Source organism: Simplicispira suum, assembly GCF_003008595.1.
Lineage (GTDB): Bacteria > Pseudomonadota > Gammaproteobacteria > Burkholderiales > Burkholderiaceae_C > Simplicispira > Simplicispira suum.
Genome location: NZ_CP027669.1, coordinates 3,767,313 through 3,784,498, shown reverse-complemented (window position 1 = coordinate 3,784,498; position 17,186 = coordinate 3,767,313). Strand labels below are relative to the sequence as shown.

Genomic DNA, 17,186 nt, shown 5'->3' with positions numbered 1-17,186 from the left:
GCTTCAAGCCAGATCCGCCATGGATGGCAGATGCAGGCCTTCGGAAGTCGTGACAGACCGCGCCGCCTGCACAGCGCGCAAGGTGGCGCGCGCGGTCACTTCAGCGGCCAGGGCAGCGAGCAGCAACATGCTGGCCTGCTTGCCCGAGGCTCCGGTGCCCAAGGCAAACAAGGTGTCTCCGTCGAGCTGGGTATGGGCCGGGAAAATGCTGCGGGCCAGGCCGTCGTGGGCGGCCAGCGCCAGTCGCTGCGCCTGGGCCTTGGTGAGCAGGGCATCGGTGGCGACGACACCAATCGTGGTGTTGGTGCCCGGCAGCAGGGCTTGGGGCAGCTCGCCGTGCAGCAGGGCGCGCCGGCTGTCCAGCAGGCGCAGGCCGTCGGCCGTGCGCGCACCGGCCACCACCTGGGCGGTGTCCGAATCGACCACGTCGCCCACCGCGTTGCAGGCAATCAAGGCGCCTACCGTGACGCCGCCCACGGTCACCGACGCGGTGCCGATGCCGCCTTTCATGGCGCGCTGCATGCCAAACAGCTTGCCCACAGCGGCCCCTGCGCCGGCGCCGACGTTGCCTTCCTCCGGGTCGTTCGCTGAGGCGCCAGCGCAGGCCGCATACCCGGCTGCAGCGTCGGGGCGGATGGCGGGGTCGCCCACCATCAGGTCAAACAGCACTGCGGCGGGGACGATGGGGACGCGCGCGACGCCGACATCGAGGCCAATGGAATGCTCTTCAAGCCAGCGCATGGCGCCGCTGGCTGCGTCCAGGCCAAACGCGCTGCCACCCGAGAGCACGATCGCGTGGATCTGCTCCACCAGGTTGTCGGGAGCCAGCAGATCGGTCTCGCGGGTGCCGGGCGCCGCGCCGCGCACGTCCACACCCGCCACCGCGCCTGCGCGGGCCAGGATGGCGGTGCAGCCCGTGGGGCGACGCGGGTCGGTGAAATGGCCGACTTCGATGCCGGCCACACGGGTGATGCTGCCGGGGTCGGCGTACGGGGGGGTCATGCGCGCCGATTATGGGCGCGGCGGCCCGTGCGGCCCGGATCAGGCGAAGGTATCGAGCTGCGTACCCAGCGGGCCGAGGTTGACGGACGGCGGCTGCGGTATGGCTTGCAGCAGCGTGGCGGCCGCGCTGGCTTGAAGGTTCAATGCCTTTTTCAAAACCGTGACTTCCACGGCCTGCGCGGTTTCGGCCTGGCTGTTGGCACTGGCGATGCGCAGCAGCGAGTTGGTGAGGGCGATGTCCATAGGGTTCTCTTCGGCAACTGGGCCAAAAAATGAAGCGCTATTCCAGTGCCGGCGCTCCCAGCGGTGCGCAATGCGCCAGATCAGACGCCGGGCGGCCCGGCAGCTTGCGCGACACATCGCGCAGCGCAGTGCGCAGGCCTTCTTCCAGCACCGGGTGGTAGATGGGCATGGCGAGCAGGTCGTGCACGCTCAGACCGCGTGAGTGGGCCAGGCCGAGCAGATGCGCCAAGTGCTCGCCGGCCGGCGCGCACAGTTCGGCGCCCAGGAGCGTGCCGTCGGCGCGATCGGCGTACAGGACGATGCGGCCCGCGTTGCGCTGGCCGGCGCGCGCGCGTCCCTGGTTGGCAAAGCTGACGCTTCCCACCTCGACGTCCTGGCCCGCCAGTTCCCTGGCACTCGCGCCCACCATGGCCACCTGCGGTTCGGTGAAGACGATGGCCAGGCTGCTGCGGCGCTCGAAGCAGCGCACTTCGTCGGCCAGCGCGTTCATGCCCGCAATGTGGCCTTCGTCTGCGGCCTCGTGCAGCAGCGGCCTGTCGCGGTTGACGTCGCCGGCAATGAAGACGCGCAGATCGCCTACCTGGCTGCTGCCGGGGTGGAAGGCGGGCATGCCGTGCTCATCCAGCGGTACGCCCAGCGTTTCCAGGCCCAGGCCCGCCACATTCGGGCGCCGCCCGACCGCTGCCAGCACCTGGTCGACGACGGTGCGGGTGTTTCCGCTGACGATGGCGATGCCGTCCGGGTCTGCCTCCAGCACCACGTCGTGGCCCAAATGCAGCTGCATCTCGGATTCCAGAGCGCTGTGCAGCACGGCAAGGGTGTCGGGGTCGGCGAGGCCGGCAATGGATGCACTCTTGGCAAAGGCACTGACCTGGACGTCCAGGCGAGCCAGGGCCTGCGCCAGCTCTGCGCCCACCGGTCCCAGCCCGACGACGCCCAGGCGTGGGCCGATCTGGCGCTGCTCGAACAGCGTGTCGGTGGTCAGAATGCGCTCGCCAAACGCCTTCCAGGCCGGCGGCACGAAGGGGTGCGAGCCGGTGGCCAGGATGATGGCGCGGGCACTCAGGCGCTCCCCATTTACCTCAACGGTATCGGGCCCGAGCAGGCGGGCGTGGCCGGCGATGCTGCGCTCGCCCAAGGTGTCGGTCAGCTTGACGGTGCCGGCGACGAAGTTGTCGCGCAGCGCGCGCAGGCGCTCCATCACGGCGGGAAAATCGACCGACAGCGCCTCGCTGCCGCGAATGCCGAAAGCGTCGAAAGTGAGGCGGCGGTGGTAGGCGTTGGCCGCTTCGATCAGCAGTTTCGAGGGCATGCAGCCCACGCGCGCGCAGGTGGTGCCGTAGGGGCCGGCGTTGACGACGAGAAAGTTGTCGGTGCGTTTGCGCACTTCGCTCAGCGCGGCCAGGCCGGCGGTGCCAGCGCCAAGGATGATGACGTCGAAATGCTTTTGCATGCGCAGGTTCCTCCAGATGCAGACGGCCCACTGTGCCATGCCACCGCGCCGATGCCTGTAGGCCAAAGCGGAAAAAGCACTAAAAATAGCCTCTAGCGCTTATTGGGTAAGCGCTGACAGCTATCAAAACAATAGTTTCAGCTCGATAAGGGATCGGTACGATCCCACACCACGCTGCCGTGCGAGGCATCGGCCAGGCGCTCCACCAGCGCCTGCGCGCCGGCCTCCGGCAGAGCGAACACCAGGCGCACCAGGCTGGCGTGCTCGGTATCCATCAGATGCGCGCCCGCAGCCTGTAGCTCGCGCCGAATGGCCCCTTCAAAGGCGTAAGGAAAGCGGCAGGCGAGCTGCACGCTGCGCTGCAGCGGGATTTTTTCCGCGTCTTTCAGTGCCTGCGCCACACAGTCGGTGTAGGCGCGCAGCAGGCCACCCGCGCCGAGCTTCACACCGCCGAAATAGCGCACCACGGTGGCCAGTACGCCTTCGAGATCCTGGTGGCGAAGCACTTCGAGCATGGGGCGCCCGGCCGTGCCGCCGGGTTCGCCGTCGTCCACCGCCGCCGAGTGGCCCCCCGCCAACAGGGCCCAGCAGATGTGCGTAGCGCCAGGGTGCTGCTTCCAGAGCGCGTCCACCGCCGCCTGGGCGCTGGCGCGGTCCTGCATGGGTTGCACGCAACCAATGAAGCGGCTCTTTTTGATCGTCAGATCGCTTTGGACTGCGCCGGCCAGGGTCTGGGCCATCTCGCCACCGATTGCGCCGCTGTTTTGCCGCTATTTCGCTGGTCTGCCGTCCAGCATGGTGCGCACCAGCGCGCGGCTGTGAACACCAAAGTGCCCGAGCAGGTCGGCGATGGTGGTATCGAGATGGGCGCGCTGGGCCGGATCGATGGCAGCAAGCTCCTGGATCAGATCAATCTTTGCCGACTGCACGCCAAAATCGAAGCTCGGGTCAGAGACGTAGCGTGCTGGCAGCGTCTTCACCAGCGAGTGGTCGGTGGCTGTGCCGGCGTCGTAGGCCTCCTTGCTGACCACGTCGCGCACGTAGCGGTCGGTCCAGGCAGGGTAGTTCGGGTCCAGGCTGGTGTCGTGCAGCGTGGCGCCCAGAACGCTGGGCGTGCGCGTTTTGGCGGCTGAGCGAATCAGGGCGCTTTCGTAATTCTCCAGAGCCAGGTGGCGGTTGGACAGCAGCACGATCATGTCGTTCTTCCACTTGGGCAGACCCACCATGGCCAGCGCATTGATGCCGATCAGCCGCACTGCGCTGTTGCCGGGCGAGACGCTGGCGTGGTAGGGCTGCGTCAGGTCTTGCACGTAGTGCATCGCCAGGCCGGTGAAACGCCAGCCCCAGTACGGGTGGCCGGTGTCGAACGCCAGGCGCGCCAGGCTGGTGTACTGGTGCACGCGCAGCAGCGGATAGGTGCGCTTGAGGAACGGCGCCGCCTTGTAGAGGATGGCGGGCTCATGAAAAAACCCCATGTGGAACGGCGCCTGTGTGGCAAAACTCAGCGTGGGGTTGCCAAAGGGAATCGGGCCAAAGCCGTAGGTCTTGCCTGCTTCGGAGTTGCTGTCGCTCCAGAGATTCAGATCCATTCCGTAGTCCGGCTCATCGCTGGCCGACGCCACCACGGCCAGCGCCGACACCATCTCGCCAGGGTCAATGCGCAGGAAAACGTGACTCGCCTCTTCGGATTTGTCGAGCGCATTGACCTTCGTCGGCGCCAGTAGCCGCGCCGGGTCGGGTGCGGGGCCCCAGGGATCGGGTTGCACGTAGAGTGCCAGCCGGCTCTCGGGCGAGACGCGCAGTGCGGCCAGAAAATCCTTGCGGCGCTGGGCATCGCTCTTGGCTGCGTCGGCACGGTAGACGAGCGCTGCGGGCAGTGGCGGATAGGTATCCACCGCTTTGCTCGCCCAGTCTTCATCGTCCTTGAGGAGCGCCTCAATGGCTTTGTCCTCGTTCTTCAGAAACGCTTCCAGCGGCTCGACAGTGACCTGCACGCTCAGCTCCGGCATGCGTTCCAGTGCGCGGTAGCTGACCATGGCATGGTTGCTCCAGGCGAGGGCGGAGCTGGCACCGCCGGTCAAGGCAGCAAAAATCAGGGCATAGGAAGCAGTGCGCATGGGGTTTGCCAGGGAAGTGGTGGTGTGGTCAATCGTGTGAAGGGTAGCCGGTAATCGCGCGGATATCTTTGTACAGCGGCTGCAAACGCTTGTACATGCGGCAATAGACGCGCCGGTACAACTGCTGGTAGGTGGCTGCGTGCTGTGGTTCCGGCTCAAAGCGCTGGCCCATGCGCGACATGGCCGCTACGGCCGCCGCGTAGTCGGCATGCAGGCCCAGGCCCACTGCGGCAATCATGGCCGCGCCCAGGCCGCTGGTCTCGTACAAATGCGGTCGCTCGCACGGCAGGTTGAAGATGTTGGCCGTGATCTGCATGGCGGCGTCGCTCTGCGAGCCGCCGCCCGAGACGCGCACCAGGGTGATGGGCGCACCGCCACGGCGTTCGATGCGCTCCTTGGCCTCGCGCAGCGCGTAGGCCAGGCCTTCGAGGATGGCGCGGTACAGGTGGGCGCGGGTGTGCACGTCGCCAAAGCCGATGACCGCGCCCTTGGCCTCGGGGCCGGGCACCTTGATGCCGGGGTTCCAGAACGGCTGCAGCATGAGGCCCTGGGCGCCGGGCGGCACGCGGCCCACCAGCGCGTCGAACAGGCTCTCGGGCGTCACGCCCTCCTGCAAGGCTTGCTGCTGCTCGTGCAGGCCAAACTGCTCCTTGAACCAGTTGACCATCCAGAAGCCTCGCGTAATCTGCACCTCGGTGTTGTAGTGGCCGGGCACCGCCGCCTGGTAGGGCGGAATGAAAGGCGTGGCCTCCAGGTAGCGCGGCGTGGTGGTGTTGATGGTGGCGGCGGTGCCGTACGAAAGACACGCGATGTCGGGCGTGAGACAGCCCGCGCCCAGCACCTCGCAAGCCTTGTCGGCGGCGCCTGCGAGCACCCGCAATCCGGCGGGAATGCCGGTGTCCTGCGCGGCCTGCGCGCTCACCTCGCCAACGACCGTGCCCGCCGCCACCAGCTCGGGCAGCATGGCGGGCGTGATGGGCAGGGCCTGCCACTTCCAGTCGTGTGGTGGTGCCCAGTGGCCTTTTTTGTAGTCAAACGGCACGTAGCCCACCTGCGACGCAATCGAATCGACAAAGCGGCCGGTGAAACGGTAGTTGAGGTAGCCCGAGAGCAGCAAGTAGGTGCGGGTGCGCGCCCACAGCTCAGGCTGGTGCTGGGCGATCCAGTTGGCCTCGGCTTCTTTTTGAAAGTGGCGCACGGTGTCCCGCATGCCAATGGCGCGAAAGGCCGCTTCCCACCACCAGGCCAGACGTGGCGCATGCTCGGCGCGGCGCTGGTCGAGCCAGATCATGGCCGGGCGCAAGGGCTGGCCGTGCTCGTCCAGCGCCAGGGTGGTGCCGCGTTGCGTGGTGATGACCAGGCCTGCAATGTCACTCTTGTTCACGCTGGTGGTTTGCCACAGTTGTTGGCAGGCCTGGCACAGGGCTTGCCAGAACACATCGGCGTCCGCTTCCATCCAGCCGGGTTCAGGGGATTGGTAGGTGATCGCCACCTGCGATTTGTCCACCAGATTGCCCTGCAGGTCGAACAGCAGGGCGCGCACGCTTTGCGTGCCGTTGTCGATGGCGAGCAGGTAGGGGGCGGGCATGGTGTCTCCGGTGTGCTTTAATTTTGATAGCTGTCAGCGCTTTATGGATAAGCGCTGGAGGCTGTTTTATCTATTTCTTTAATTGTCTTGGAAGCGGTAACTTGAGCTGGCGGAGACTGCGCTCACGGTTCCGGGATTGGGGTCGGAGCACGAGTTTCGCTGGGAGAAATCGTGATCCGACAGTAGCACTGCGCCTCCAATGCCTGCGCCGCGCCCATGCCCGTGCTGAGGCCGAGCGCAGCGACGGCCCGTAGGGCTGTTCGGCTCCCATTCCCCTCTGAACGTGCCGAGGAGCGCAGCTTCAGGCGGATCAGGGCCGCGCGCTGTTTGAGCGAAGCGAGTTTGCGCGGACCCCGACTGAAGCGAGCACCGCAGGTTGCCCCGCAGCGCAGCGAAGGGGACACGGACAGCGGGGTCGCCCTTTCTTTGGTTACTTTCTTTCGGCGAAGCGAACGAAAGTGACTGCGCCGCCGGGCGCACATCCCGGCACCCGCCCTCGACAAAGGCATGCGGTCAAAAACAAAAAATCCGCTCCAGTCAGCGTGTTGCATGCTGTGCAGCCGTTCCGGAATTGGGATCTGTTCCGGGATCGGGGTCAGAGCACGAGTTTCGCTGTGCGAAATCGTGATCTGACCCCAATGCCTGCGCCGCGCCCAATGCCTGCGCCGCGCCCAATGCCTGCGCCGCGCCCAATGCCTGCGCCGCGCCCAATGCCTGCGCCGCGCCCAATGCCTGCGCCGCGCCCAATGCCTGCGCCGCGCCCAATGCCTGCGCCGCGCCCAATGCCTGCGCCGCGCCCAATGCCTGCGCCGCGCCCAATGCCTGCGCCGCGCCCAATGCCTGCGCCGCGCCCAATGCCTGCGCCGCGCCCAATGCCTGCGCCGCGCCCAATGCCTGCGCCGCGCCCGGCGGCTGGTAATGCGCGGCGATGAGATCGCGATAGCGGTCCACCTCGTGCTCCCAGCGCACCTCGTCCCACGTTAGATGCGGGGCGCAGAGTTCGCGGATGCGCGGCAGATGGTCCAGGCCACCGCGCGGCAAAAGAATGCCCAGCCGCGTGCGGCGCAGCAGCAGGTCGCCCAGGTGCTGCACGGCCTCAAACCGGGCCGCGATGGCCAGTTCCAGCCACAGGGTTTCGGTGCCGGGGATGCGATGCAGGTCGCCGTCGTGGACACCTTCACTCCACTCGGCCGCGTACGCGCCGTAGCGTGCAGTGAGGCGCTGGCGTACGGCGGGGCTCCAGCGGGGGTTGAGACTTGGGGCAGGGGTGAACAGGGGCGCATCGTCTTTCTCAAACGCCTTGCCCGCGTGCGGCGCCGCTAGCGCCAGCGCATCCTGCGCCATCAGCCGAAACGTGGTGAGCTTGCCGCCCGCCAGCGTGATCAGGCCCGATTCGTCGCGCACCACATGGTCGCGCGTGGCCTTGGATGCATCCTGCTGGCCGTCGTCAATGACAGGGCGCACGCCGGCGTAGCAGGCGCTGATGTCGGCGGCGGTGACCTGCGCGGCGGGGAACTGGTCGTTCACGGCGTCGAGCAAATAGGCCACCTCCGCAGGGGTGATGCTCGCCTCCACATCCAGGTCCAGCCGGTGGTCCAGGTCGGTGGTGCCCACCAGCGTCGCGCCTTCCCAGGGGTAGAAGAACACCGGGCGGCCGTCTTTGGGGTGCATGAAGCTTATGCTTTGCGCCACCGGCAGGCGCCAGAACGGCAGCACCAAATGGCTGCCGCGCAGCGGGCGGAGCAGCGGCGCAGCGCCCACGCCTGCGCGCAGGCGGTCGGCCCAGGCGCCGGTGGCGTTGACCACGGCGCGGGCCTGCACAGTGTGGCTTTGGCCGGTGAGGCTGTCTTTGGTCACCACGCCGGTGACTTTGCCGTTGGCCGTGTGCAGGCTTTCAACGGCCATGTAGTTGAGCAGTGTGGCGCCGTCGCGCTGGGCTTCGAGCAGTACGCGCCAGACCAGGCGGGCGTCGTCGGTCTTGGCGTCCTGAAACACCAGCGCGCCGCGCAGGCCGGGTGGCGCCAGGCCCGGTGCCAGGGCCTGCGTGGTGGCCAGGTCGGCGTAGAAGTGGCTGTCCCGCACCCCATGGTTTCCGGCCATCAGGTCGTACACCACCAGGCCGGTCTGCATCAGCCAGCGGCCGGGCTTGCGGCCGGGGCAGTCGGCGAACAGAAAGCTTTGCGGCTCCACCAGACCCGGGGCTTCGCGCAGCAGGCGCTGGCGTTCGCGCACCGAGTGCAGGGTGGTTTGGATGTCGCCTTCCTTGAGGTAGCGCAGCCCGCCGTGCACCAGTTTGGAGGAGCGGCTGGACGTGCCCCAGGCAAAGTCGCGTTGTTCGAGCAGCAGCACGCTCCAGCCGCGCCGCGCGGCCTGCTGCGCCACGCCCGCGCCGCTGATGCCGCCGCCGATGACGACGAGGTCCCAGGTCTGCGCGGGCAACTGCGCGAGCGCGGCGGCGCGCGTTGGGGAGGGATTCACACGGTTTTGCATTCGGTCGGTTAACTAGGCGGAAGCCGAAGACAGTGCTGTTGCACGACGAGGCGCACCAACGACGTTAGCCGATTGAAGGCAAAGCCGCGGTCGCCCATGGCCCACCGTCTTGCAGCAACTTGCCCGGATTCATGATGCCGTGCGGGTCAAAGTGCCGGCACAGCTCGGCCAGCGTCGCCATCCCCAGCGGGCCTTTTTCATCCACCAGATGCGCCGCATGGTCGCGCCCCACGCCGTGCTGGTGGCTCACGGTGCCGCCGTGCGCGGCAATGGCGTCCGCGACTGCCGCCTTGAGTGCTTGCCAGCGCTCGAAGTTGGGCGCAAAGCCGCCCGGCGCAATCGGCCACACGTACTGCGAATAAATGCTGCTGCCCTGCGGGTACAGGTGCGAGAGGTGGGTGAAGGCGTGCACGGGCTGGCCAAAGCCCTCAAACACATCGCGCGCGGCCTGCTCCATCGCCAGCATCAGCGGCTTGACCTGGGGCCAGTCCACCGCCGTCTCGATGGTGTCGGCCGCATAGCCCAGCTCCCACAGGGTGTTGCGCAGGTACGGCCCTTTGAAGCGGTTGGCTGCCCACTTGCTGCCCATGGCGGGGCCGATGTACACAGCGCCGTATTGCGCCAGCAGGCGCCGGGCTTCACGCAGGGCGTGGCGGGCGGTGCGCTTGTCCGCGCTCACACCCAGCATCAGCATGCACTTGCCTGTGCTGCAGCCGCGCCAGGCCAGGTACTTCTCCATGGCGCCCACCAGCCGCTCGTGCCCGGCCAGCGTGAGGTTGGTTTCGGTCTCGATGCCGTTCGACAGCCGCAGCATGGACAGCGGCAACTTGCGCTGTACCAGCGCACGCACGGCGGCTTCGGCGCGGTCCCAGTCGGGCAGGAAGAGGGCGTGAAAGCTCTCGTGCTCGGGCAGCGGCGTCACGCGCACCGTGGCTTCGGTGAGGATGCCAAAGCGCCCCTCGGAGCCGAGCACCAGCTCGCGCAGGTCTGGCCCGGCGCTGGCGGCGGGCAGGGTGGGCAGGGTCAGCGGCCCCACGGGCGTTTCCATGCGGCCGCCGGCAAACAAAGCTTCAATGCGCCCGTAGCGCAGCGACTGCTGGCCGCTGGAGCGCGTGACCACCCAGCCGCCCACGGTCGAATATTCAAACGACTGCGGAAAATGCCCCAGCGTGTAGCCGTGTGCGCGCAGCTGCGCCTCCACCAGCGGCCCTGGCGTGCCGGCGCCAAAGGTGGCGAGCTGGCTGGTGGGGTCCAAGTGCAGCAGCCGGTTCATGCGCGTGAGGTTGATGGACAGGATGGGCTGCTCGCTCACCGGGCAATCGAGGTGCCCGGCGACGCTGGTGCCGCCGGCAAACGGGATGACCATCCAGCGCTTGGCCTGCGCCAGGTCCAGCAGTTCGCGCACTTGCTCGCCCGACTCGGGGTAGGCCACGCCATCGGGTACCGCGGGCAGCGCGCCGAAACGTTTGCGAATCCAGTCGGCAAAGCTCTCGCCCAGCGCCATCGCGAAACGCTCGGACGGCTCGCGCGAAATCAAAGGGTGTTCCGGCAAACGCGAGGGCGGAATGCGGGCCAGAAGGTCTTCGCGCAGCGCATCCTGCCCCGGCAGACCAGGGCCCAGTCGCTCGGCCAGCATGGCGCGGGCGCCTGTTGTCAGGTTCATCGAGGTGGCGTCGTCGCCCCAGCCGTTCCAGCGTCGCATGACATACTCCCTTGCACATTTTGTCGGGCTCGGGCTGCGCGCCGCGCCTCTGTGTCTTTGACTGTAGACCCGCGCACGCCCTTTGCCATTCCGCAATGCCGCCAGCTACTTGTTCTATCGCGCCAAATCGCTTTCCCGGCCGCGTCGTCGCGCCCTACGCGCACACGCTGATCGAGCAGGCGCGCGCCGAGGGCGTTCCGCTAGAAGCGGCTGCAGCCGCCGAGGCGGATATGCCGGTGCAGCAGTACCTCGATGTGCTGGCCCGCGCCTGCGACCATGCCGGCTCCGCCTTCGGCTGGCGCCTGGGGCAAAGCGCCAAGCCCACCACCTACGGCGTCAACGGCATCCTGCTGCTGGCCTGCGCGACGCTGGGCGAGGCGCTGGCACAGGTGCTGCGCTTTGAATCGCTGGTGCACGATTTGGGCCGCTCTGAATTCGCCCTGGAGGGCGAGCACGCGGTGTACGCCTGGCGCAACGACTGCACCGGCCACCCGGCTGCATCGGCGCTGAGCGAATCGGTGTTTTCCGGCATCCTGACCTGCGCGCAGTGGCTGCTGGGCCGGCCGCTGGAACGCTTTGCGCTCGAATTCACACATGCGGCCCATGCGCAAAGCGCTGCCTACATCGCAAAGACATGCCCGGCAGAGGTGCGCTGGGGCGCTGCCGCCAACCGCGCCATCTTTCCCGCAGCACTGCTGGACTGGCCCTTGCCGCAAGCCCAGCAAGGCGTGCTGCCGCTGCTGCAGCGCCATGCGGACGAGCTGCTGCAGGCGCGCCACCCGCGCGATGCCGGCATTGCGGCGCAGGTGCGCCAAAGCATTTCGGGCCGGCTGGGCCGGGGCTCCGTGAAGCTGGCGGACGTGGCGCAGGACCTGCACCTCTCCACCCGCACCCTGCAGCGCCGCCTGGCGGACGAAGGCCTTGCCTACCAGACGCTGCTAGACGCCACGCGCCACGAGCTGGCCTGCCACTACCTGAGCGGCTCGGCGCTGCCGATTGCCGAGGTGGGCTACCTGCTCGGGTTTCAGGATGCGCCCGCCTTTACCCACGCCTTCAAGCACTGGCAAGGGCAGGGGCCGGGGCAGTACCGGGCAGGGGCATCGGGCGCAAAGCCTGCGTCCTTGAGCAAAGCCTCGTAAAATCAAAGGCTTACCCTAGGAGTCTGTCGGACTTGGAAATCGTCAGCTGCAAATCGACCGCAGCGGTCCATTTCTCACCGTCTTTTTGCCCCGTAGCGGGGCTATGAGGCTGCAAATCCGGCAAAAACTGTCCTCGCTGGGGCCGATTTTCGCTTTCGACGCTCCAAGTCCGACAGCCTCCAGGATTGCCTGTATGAACGCCCCGGTTGACGTTTCCTTTTTCGCGCGCGCCGCCAAGCCGCTGACCAGCTACCGCCCGTATTGGGCGAAGCGCTTTGGCACTGCGCCTTTTCTGCCCATGAGCCGGGCCGAGATGGAGCAGCTCGGCTGGGACAGCTGCGACATCGTGCTCGTCACCGGCGACGCTTACATCGACCACCCGAGCTTTGGCATGGCTGTCATCGGCCGCACGCTTGAAGCGCAGGGCTTTCGCGTTGGCATCATCGCCCAGCCCGACTGGCAGAGCGCCGAGCCCTTCAAGGCGCTGGGCAAGCCCAATCTGTTCTGGGGCGTGACCGCGGGGAACATGGATTCCATGATCAACCGCTACACGGCCGACCGCAAAATTCGCAGCGACGATGCCTACACCGCCGGCGCCGAAGGCAACCGCCGCCCCGACCGCGCGGCCATCGTCTACAGCCAGCGCTGCCGCGAGGCGTACAAGGATGTGCCGATCGTGCTCGGCGGCATTGAAGGGAGCCTGCGCCGCATTGCCCACTACGACTACTGGAGCGACAAAGTGCGCCGCAGTGTGGTGGTGGACGCCAAGTGCGACCTGCTGCTCTACGGCAACGCCGAACGCGCCCTGGTCGAAGTGGCGCACCGCCTGGCGGCCCGCGAACCCGTGGCGCAGATTACCGATGTGCGCGGCACCGCCTTTGTGCGCCGCACCTCGCCCGAGGGCTGGTTTGAGATTGACTCCACCGAAGTGGACCAGCCGGGCCGCGTCGAAGACCACACCAACCCCTACCAGACCACCAGTGAGCAGGCGGCCGAGCAGGGCGGTACCTGCAGCTCGCGAGATACTACGGTTTCGATAGCTGCCAGCGCACAGCAGATAAGCGCTAGAGGCCAAAAAGAGCAAGAAAATGGCGGCGCAACCACGCACGCCATCAACTTCGTGCCCAATCCCGCCGTCAAGCTCAAGGCCCCGCCCAAAGACCGCACCGTCATTCGCATCCCCAGCTACGAGCAGGTCAAGAGCGACCCGGTGCTCTACGCCCACGCCAACCGCGTGATGCACCTGGAAACCAACCCCGGCAACGCCCGCGCGCTGGTGCAGGCGCACGGCGAGGGCACCACCGCGCGCGACGTGTGGCTCAACCCGCCGCCGATCCCGCTGACCACGGCCGAGATGGACCACATCTTCGACCTGCCCTATGCCCGCAGCCCGCACCCGAGCTACGCCGATGCGCAAGGCCGGCACGACGGCGAGACCAAAATCCCCGCGTGGGAAGTGATTCGCTTCTCCATCAACATCATGCGCGGCTGCTTTGGCGGCTGCACCTTTTGCTCGATTACCGAGCACGAGGGCCGCATCATTCAAAGCCGCTCCGAAGATTCCATCCTGCGCGAGATTGAAGACGTGCGCGACAAGGTGCAGGGCTTCACCGGCACCATCTCCGACTTGGGCGGCCCCACGGCCAACATGTATCGATTGGGCTGCCGCACGCCAGAGATCGAAGCCGCCTGCCGCAAGCCCAGCTGCGTCTACCCCGGCATTTGCTCGAACCTGACCACCGACCACAACCCGCTCATTTCCATCTACAAGAAGGGCCGGGAAATCAAGGGCATCAAGAAAATCCTCATCAGCTCAGGCCTGCGCTACGACCTGGCGAACCAGTCGCCCGAGTACGTGAAGGAACTGGTGCAGCACCACGTCGGCGGGTATCTCAAGATTGCGCCGGAGCACACCGAAGCCGGCCCGCTCACCAAGATGATGAAGCCGATGATCGGCAACTACGACAAATTCAAGCAGCTGTTTGAAAAATACTCGGCCGAGGCGGGCAAGAAGCAGTTCTTGATTCCGTACTTCATCGCCGCCCACCCCGGCACCAGCGACGAAGACATGATGAACTTGGCCATCTGGCTCAAGAAGAACAGCTTCCGCGCCGACCAGGTGCAAACCTTCTACCCCAGCACCATGGCCAGCGCCACGGCCATGTACCACACCGGCATCAACACGCTCAAAGGCGTGCACCGCGATATGGGCGAGGGTGGACGCGGCGAAAAGGTTGACGTGGTGCGCGGCGAAAAACGCCGGCGTTTGCACAAGGCCTTCTTGCGCTACCACGATCCGAAAAACTGGCCGCTGCTGCGCGACGCGCTCAAAGCCATGGGCCGCGCCGACCTGATTGGCAACGGCAAGCACCATTTGATCCCGACCTACCAGCCGATGGCCGGTAGCTGCGGCAGCCAGAAGAACGAGAAGTTCCTGACGATTCCGTCGATGGTGATGGAGAAGAACCAGCCCAAGCTGGGCCAGATCCTCACCCAGCACACCGGCCTGCCGCCGCGCGCAGGCACCAAAGGCAAAAAGCCGAGCTATCGCCCGTCTGGAAAGCGCTGACAGCTATTCTTTTAGAAGCTTGGACCCGCGTCCAGAAGCCTCGGCTTCACCGGTCGTCCGGCTGCGGCGCCGCGGCGTGCGTGCCCACCGTCACCGATTGCTTGCTGTCGGTCAGCGGCTGCTCAATCAAATCTTCAATGACCAAGGTGCGGTAATAAAACGCCGCCACCGCGCCTTCGCGCTGCAGCGTGGCCCCGAGCGCCTCGGCATCGTCGTCCTTGCCCACCTGCACCAGCAAGCCATGGTGACCCGTGCTGGCCAGGTCGGCAATGCGGCGCACGAAGTCGCCGTCCGCGCCGACAGAGGGCATCACCGCGTCTGAGCCGCCAATCGTGCGGACAATGTCTTTCTGGATCACTTCAGGCGAGGCATACGCCGATTCGGCCCTGTCGCCCCCAGCATCGAGCGCATCCGCTGCCTGGCGCGCCAAGTCCGCCGTGGGGAAAAGGGCGAAGACATGCCCGGTGGGGTAGAACACGCCCGACATGCTGGTGTGGGAGGAATCAAGTGCAAGGGGTTTCACGGTTGGCTCCGGCAATGAATCAGATGCCTTTTATTGAACCGTGAATGGGGCTTGGGGCTTGTAGGCGAGGGGCGCTTGGGGGCGTCGTGGAAGGGTGGGAGGTGGGGGTTGGTCCAGGGGTACTGACGCTGAGCGGCTGGTACCGACCCGTTGCGGTCATTTCAGAGCCAGCAAATATCCGCTGCTGCATGGAGTGCAAATTGCCTACACCATGACTTGAATCAATTGGATAGGTCTTTTCAAACAAATTGGCTCGGCCTATGTTCGCTAGCGAACCGACACAAACCAACGCAGCGAAGAAGCTTGTGCGTCCTGTCCACGCCTGATTTTTCGGTGCCGATCCGCCGGCTCGAACGGATACCGAGCACTATGAATCTAGAACCAGTTAGAAAATAACGGGAAAGACCCGCTATGCCTGACTGAAAATCGCCAATCCTAAATTTCATATGCCAAATGGCTTTGTCAATTACTCTTCAAATTCGCAACCAAATTTCTTAACTTGGGAGAATTTTATGACAGGCAGTTCTCTTACATAAAAGTAACGATTTATGAAGCAATATGGTAACAATAAATTATCAACCAAATTTTTTGGTAGCAATTTATGAGGTGCTCGCTGTCCAGTTCCCTGACCGAAGTGGTCTGACTCAAAAGCAAAATTTCACAAGAGGTCTCCCTTGCTCAAAAATCATCTTCTGCCGTTTGCACTCTTGGCCCTAAGCCCAGCCGTGTTTGCCCAGCAGCCGCCCAGTGCTGGCAGCCAGATGCAACAAATTCCGCCCGCCCTTACGCCGCAAAAAGCAGCGCCTGTGGTCCGGATCGAGCCCAGCGCAGCCCCGGCCACGCCGGCATCTGACGCGGTAAAAATCACCGTTAACCGCCTGCACGTGACGGGCGCGCGCGTCTACCCTGAAGCAGAACTGCTGGCGCTGACCGGCTTCCAGCCCGGCAGCGAACTGTCGCTGGGCGATCTGCGCGGGATGGCCTTGGCCATCACTCAGCGCTATCGCAACGCAGGCTACTTCGTGGCCCAGGCGTACCTACCCGCGCAAGAAATCACTGACGGCGAGGTCACGATTGCCGTGATCGAGGGTGAGTACGGCAAGGTCATCGTGCGCAACCAGAGCAATCTGGCGGACGATCTGGTTCATAGCCAGCTCCAAGGCATCCATTCCGGTGACCCGGTGGCGATTGAGCCGCTGGAAAATCGCTTGCTGCTGCTATCCGACATTCCCGGAGTCAACATCACCTCGACGCTGGCGCCCGGTGCTTCGCCTGGCACGTCAGACCTGATCGTTGATGTCGCACCCGGGCGGCGCGTGACAGGCAGCGTCGATGCCGACAACGCAGGCAACCGTTACACCGGCGAATACCGCTTGGGCGCCACGGTGAACCTGAACAATCCGGCCGGCCGCGGCGACGTGGCGTCGCTGCGCGTGCTGACGTCCGGCAAGGGTCTGAACTACGCCCGTGCGTCCTACCAAATGCAGTTTGGAAAGGCGACGGCCGGCGTGGCGTACAGCTGGCTCGACTATGAGCTGGGCAAGGAATTCAGCTACCTGCACGCCACCGGCAATGCCAGGATCGCCAGCCTGTATGGCAGCTATCCCTTGATTCGCTCACGCAACACCAACTTGTATGCCGGCCTGGCCTTTGACCACAAGGCGTTCCAGGACAAGAACCCGACCGACCTGACCATGCAGGTGGCCGACAAGAAGTCGCAGGTGCTGACGGCAAGCCTGCGCGGCGACCACCGTGACAGCTTGGGCGGCGGCGGCCTGAGCAGCTATTCGCTGGCTTGGTCTGTCGGCAACGTCGACCTGCAAGCGCCCGGACTGCAGGACCGCTACGCGCTGACGCAAGCGGGTGGCCACTTCAATAAGCTGAGCTTTAGCGCTATGCGACTGCAAAGCGTGACCGACACCGTTTCGCTCTACGCCGGCATCAACGGCCAGCTGGCTTCGAAAAATCTCGATGCCTCAGAAAAGATGGAACTGGGCGGCATGTATGGCGTACGGGCCTATCCGGAAGGCGAGGCCTACGCGGACCAGGGCTACGTGCTGACGCTGGAAGCCCGCATGGCACTGCCTACTCCCCAGCAGCTTCCCGGACAGATGCAGCTCGTTGGCTTTGTCGACGTAGGGAGCGTGACTACGCACAAGCAACCCTGGGATTCAAGCGACAACCGCCGAACCCTGAGCGGTGCCGGCGTCGGCCTGAACTGGTCGGACACCAACAACTTTCTGGTGAGGACGTTTTACGCCTTCAAGCTGGGCAATGAAGCGGCAACCTCGGCCCCCGACAAGTCGGGCCGGTTCTGGATTCAGGCCGTCAAATATTTTTGACCCAGCTAACGCAGGCTT

General features: G+C 65.6%; 12 protein-coding genes. 3 read left to right on the top strand and 9 right to left on the bottom strand.

Annotated features, from left to right (window positions below; genetic code table 11):
- Nucleotides 1-3: 3 nt before the first annotated feature.
- From C6571_RS17505 to C6571_RS17470, 8 genes are all read right to left on the bottom strand, one after another.
- Nucleotides 4-1,002, bottom strand: a complete 999-nt coding sequence (locus tag C6571_RS17505; protein ID WP_106447825.1) for a P1 family peptidase — start codon at nucleotides 1,000-1,002, stop codon at nucleotides 4-6.
- Nucleotides 1,003-1,041: 39 nt separating this feature from the next.
- Nucleotides 1,042-1,245: a YjfB family protein gene (locus C6571_RS17500; protein ID WP_106447824.1), complete on the bottom strand. Its 204-nt coding sequence runs from the start codon at nucleotides 1,243-1,245 to the stop codon at nucleotides 1,042-1,044.
- A gap of 37 nt (nucleotides 1,246-1,282) precedes the next feature.
- Complete coding sequence (locus C6571_RS17495; protein ID WP_106448323.1) at nucleotides 1,283-2,698, bottom strand: dihydrolipoyl dehydrogenase; 1,416 nt, start codon at nucleotides 2,696-2,698, stop codon at nucleotides 1,283-1,285.
- Nucleotides 2,699-2,835: 137 nt separating this feature from the next.
- Nucleotides 2,836-3,438: an IMPACT family protein gene (locus tag C6571_RS17490; protein ID WP_106447823.1), complete on the bottom strand. Its 603-nt coding sequence runs from the start codon at nucleotides 3,436-3,438 to the stop codon at nucleotides 2,836-2,838.
- A 30-nt stretch (nucleotides 3,439-3,468) separates the two neighbouring features.
- A complete protein-coding gene (locus C6571_RS17485; RefSeq protein WP_106447822.1) occupies nucleotides 3,469-4,815 on the bottom strand; it encodes a phospholipase in 1,347 nt (448 codons plus the stop codon).
- A gap of 28 nt (nucleotides 4,816-4,843) precedes the next feature.
- Nucleotides 4,844-6,403, bottom strand: a complete 1,560-nt coding sequence (locus tag C6571_RS17480; RefSeq protein ID WP_106447821.1) for an FGGY-family carbohydrate kinase — start codon at nucleotides 6,401-6,403, stop codon at nucleotides 4,844-4,846.
- A 537-nt stretch (nucleotides 6,404-6,940) separates the two neighbouring features.
- Complete coding sequence (locus C6571_RS17475; RefSeq protein ID WP_245901328.1) at nucleotides 6,941-8,881, bottom strand: glycerol-3-phosphate dehydrogenase/oxidase; 1,941 nt, start codon at nucleotides 8,879-8,881, stop codon at nucleotides 6,941-6,943.
- Nucleotides 8,882-8,957: 76 nt separating this feature from the next.
- Nucleotides 8,958-10,595: an FAD-binding oxidoreductase gene (locus tag C6571_RS17470; RefSeq protein WP_106447819.1), complete on the bottom strand. Its 1,638-nt coding sequence runs from the start codon at nucleotides 10,593-10,595 to the stop codon at nucleotides 8,958-8,960.
- Nucleotides 10,596-10,690: 95 nt separating this feature from the next.
- Here C6571_RS17470 and C6571_RS17465 point away from each other — a divergent pair, with 95 nt between their 5' ends.
- Complete coding sequence (locus tag C6571_RS17465) at nucleotides 10,691-11,734, top strand: AraC family transcriptional regulator (RefSeq protein ID WP_106447818.1); 1,044 nt, start codon at nucleotides 10,691-10,693, stop codon at nucleotides 11,732-11,734.
- A 193-nt stretch (nucleotides 11,735-11,927) separates the two neighbouring features.
- Nucleotides 11,928-14,303 (top strand): YgiQ family radical SAM protein, encoded by a 2,376-nt coding sequence (locus C6571_RS17460; RefSeq protein WP_106447817.1) that lies wholly within the window; start codon nucleotides 11,928-11,930, stop codon nucleotides 14,301-14,303.
- Between the two features lie 46 nt (nucleotides 14,304-14,349).
- On the opposite strand, the gene C6571_RS17455 is transcribed toward C6571_RS17460, so the two are convergent.
- Nucleotides 14,350-14,826: a hypothetical protein gene (locus tag C6571_RS17455; RefSeq protein ID WP_106447816.1), complete on the bottom strand. Its 477-nt coding sequence runs from the start codon at nucleotides 14,824-14,826 to the stop codon at nucleotides 14,350-14,352.
- A gap of 674 nt (nucleotides 14,827-15,500) precedes the next feature.
- Between C6571_RS17455 and C6571_RS17450 the strand changes: the two genes are divergently transcribed.
- Nucleotides 15,501-17,168 (top strand): ShlB/FhaC/HecB family hemolysin secretion/activation protein, encoded by a 1,668-nt coding sequence (locus C6571_RS17450; protein WP_106447815.1) that lies wholly within the window; start codon nucleotides 15,501-15,503, stop codon nucleotides 17,166-17,168.
- Nucleotides 17,169-17,186: the final 18 nt, after the last annotated feature.

What these genes read in the sequence shown, in the direction of transcription:
- C6571_RS17505 (WP_106447825.1), bottom strand. Translation starts at nt 1,002, where the DNA reads ATGACCCCCCCGTACGCCGACCCCGGCAGCATCACCCGTGTGGCCGGC.
- C6571_RS17500 (WP_106447824.1), bottom strand. Translation starts at nt 1,245, where the DNA reads ATGGACATCGCCCTCACCAACTCGCTGCTGCGCATCGCCAGTGCCAAC.
- C6571_RS17495 (WP_106448323.1), bottom strand. Translation starts at nt 2,698, where the DNA reads ATGCAAAAGCATTTCGACGTCATCATCCTTGGCGCTGGCACCGCCGGC.
- C6571_RS17490 (WP_106447823.1), bottom strand. Translation starts at nt 3,438, where the DNA reads ATGGCCCAGACCCTGGCCGGCGCAGTCCAAAGCGATCTGACGATCAAA.
- C6571_RS17485 (WP_106447822.1), bottom strand. Translation starts at nt 4,815, where the DNA reads ATGCGCACTGCTTCCTATGCCCTGATTTTTGCTGCCTTGACCGGCGGT.
- C6571_RS17480 (WP_106447821.1), bottom strand. Translation starts at nt 6,403, where the DNA reads ATGCCCGCCCCCTACCTGCTCGCCATCGACAACGGCACGCAAAGCGTG.
- C6571_RS17470 (WP_106447819.1), bottom strand. Translation starts at nt 10,595, where the DNA reads ATGCGACGCTGGAACGGCTGGGGCGACGACGCCACCTCGATGAACCTG.
- C6571_RS17465 (WP_106447818.1), top strand. Translation starts at nt 10,691, where the DNA reads ATGCCGCCAGCTACTTGTTCTATCGCGCCAAATCGCTTTCCCGGCCGC.
- C6571_RS17460 (WP_106447817.1), top strand. Translation starts at nt 11,928, where the DNA reads ATGAACGCCCCGGTTGACGTTTCCTTTTTCGCGCGCGCCGCCAAGCCG.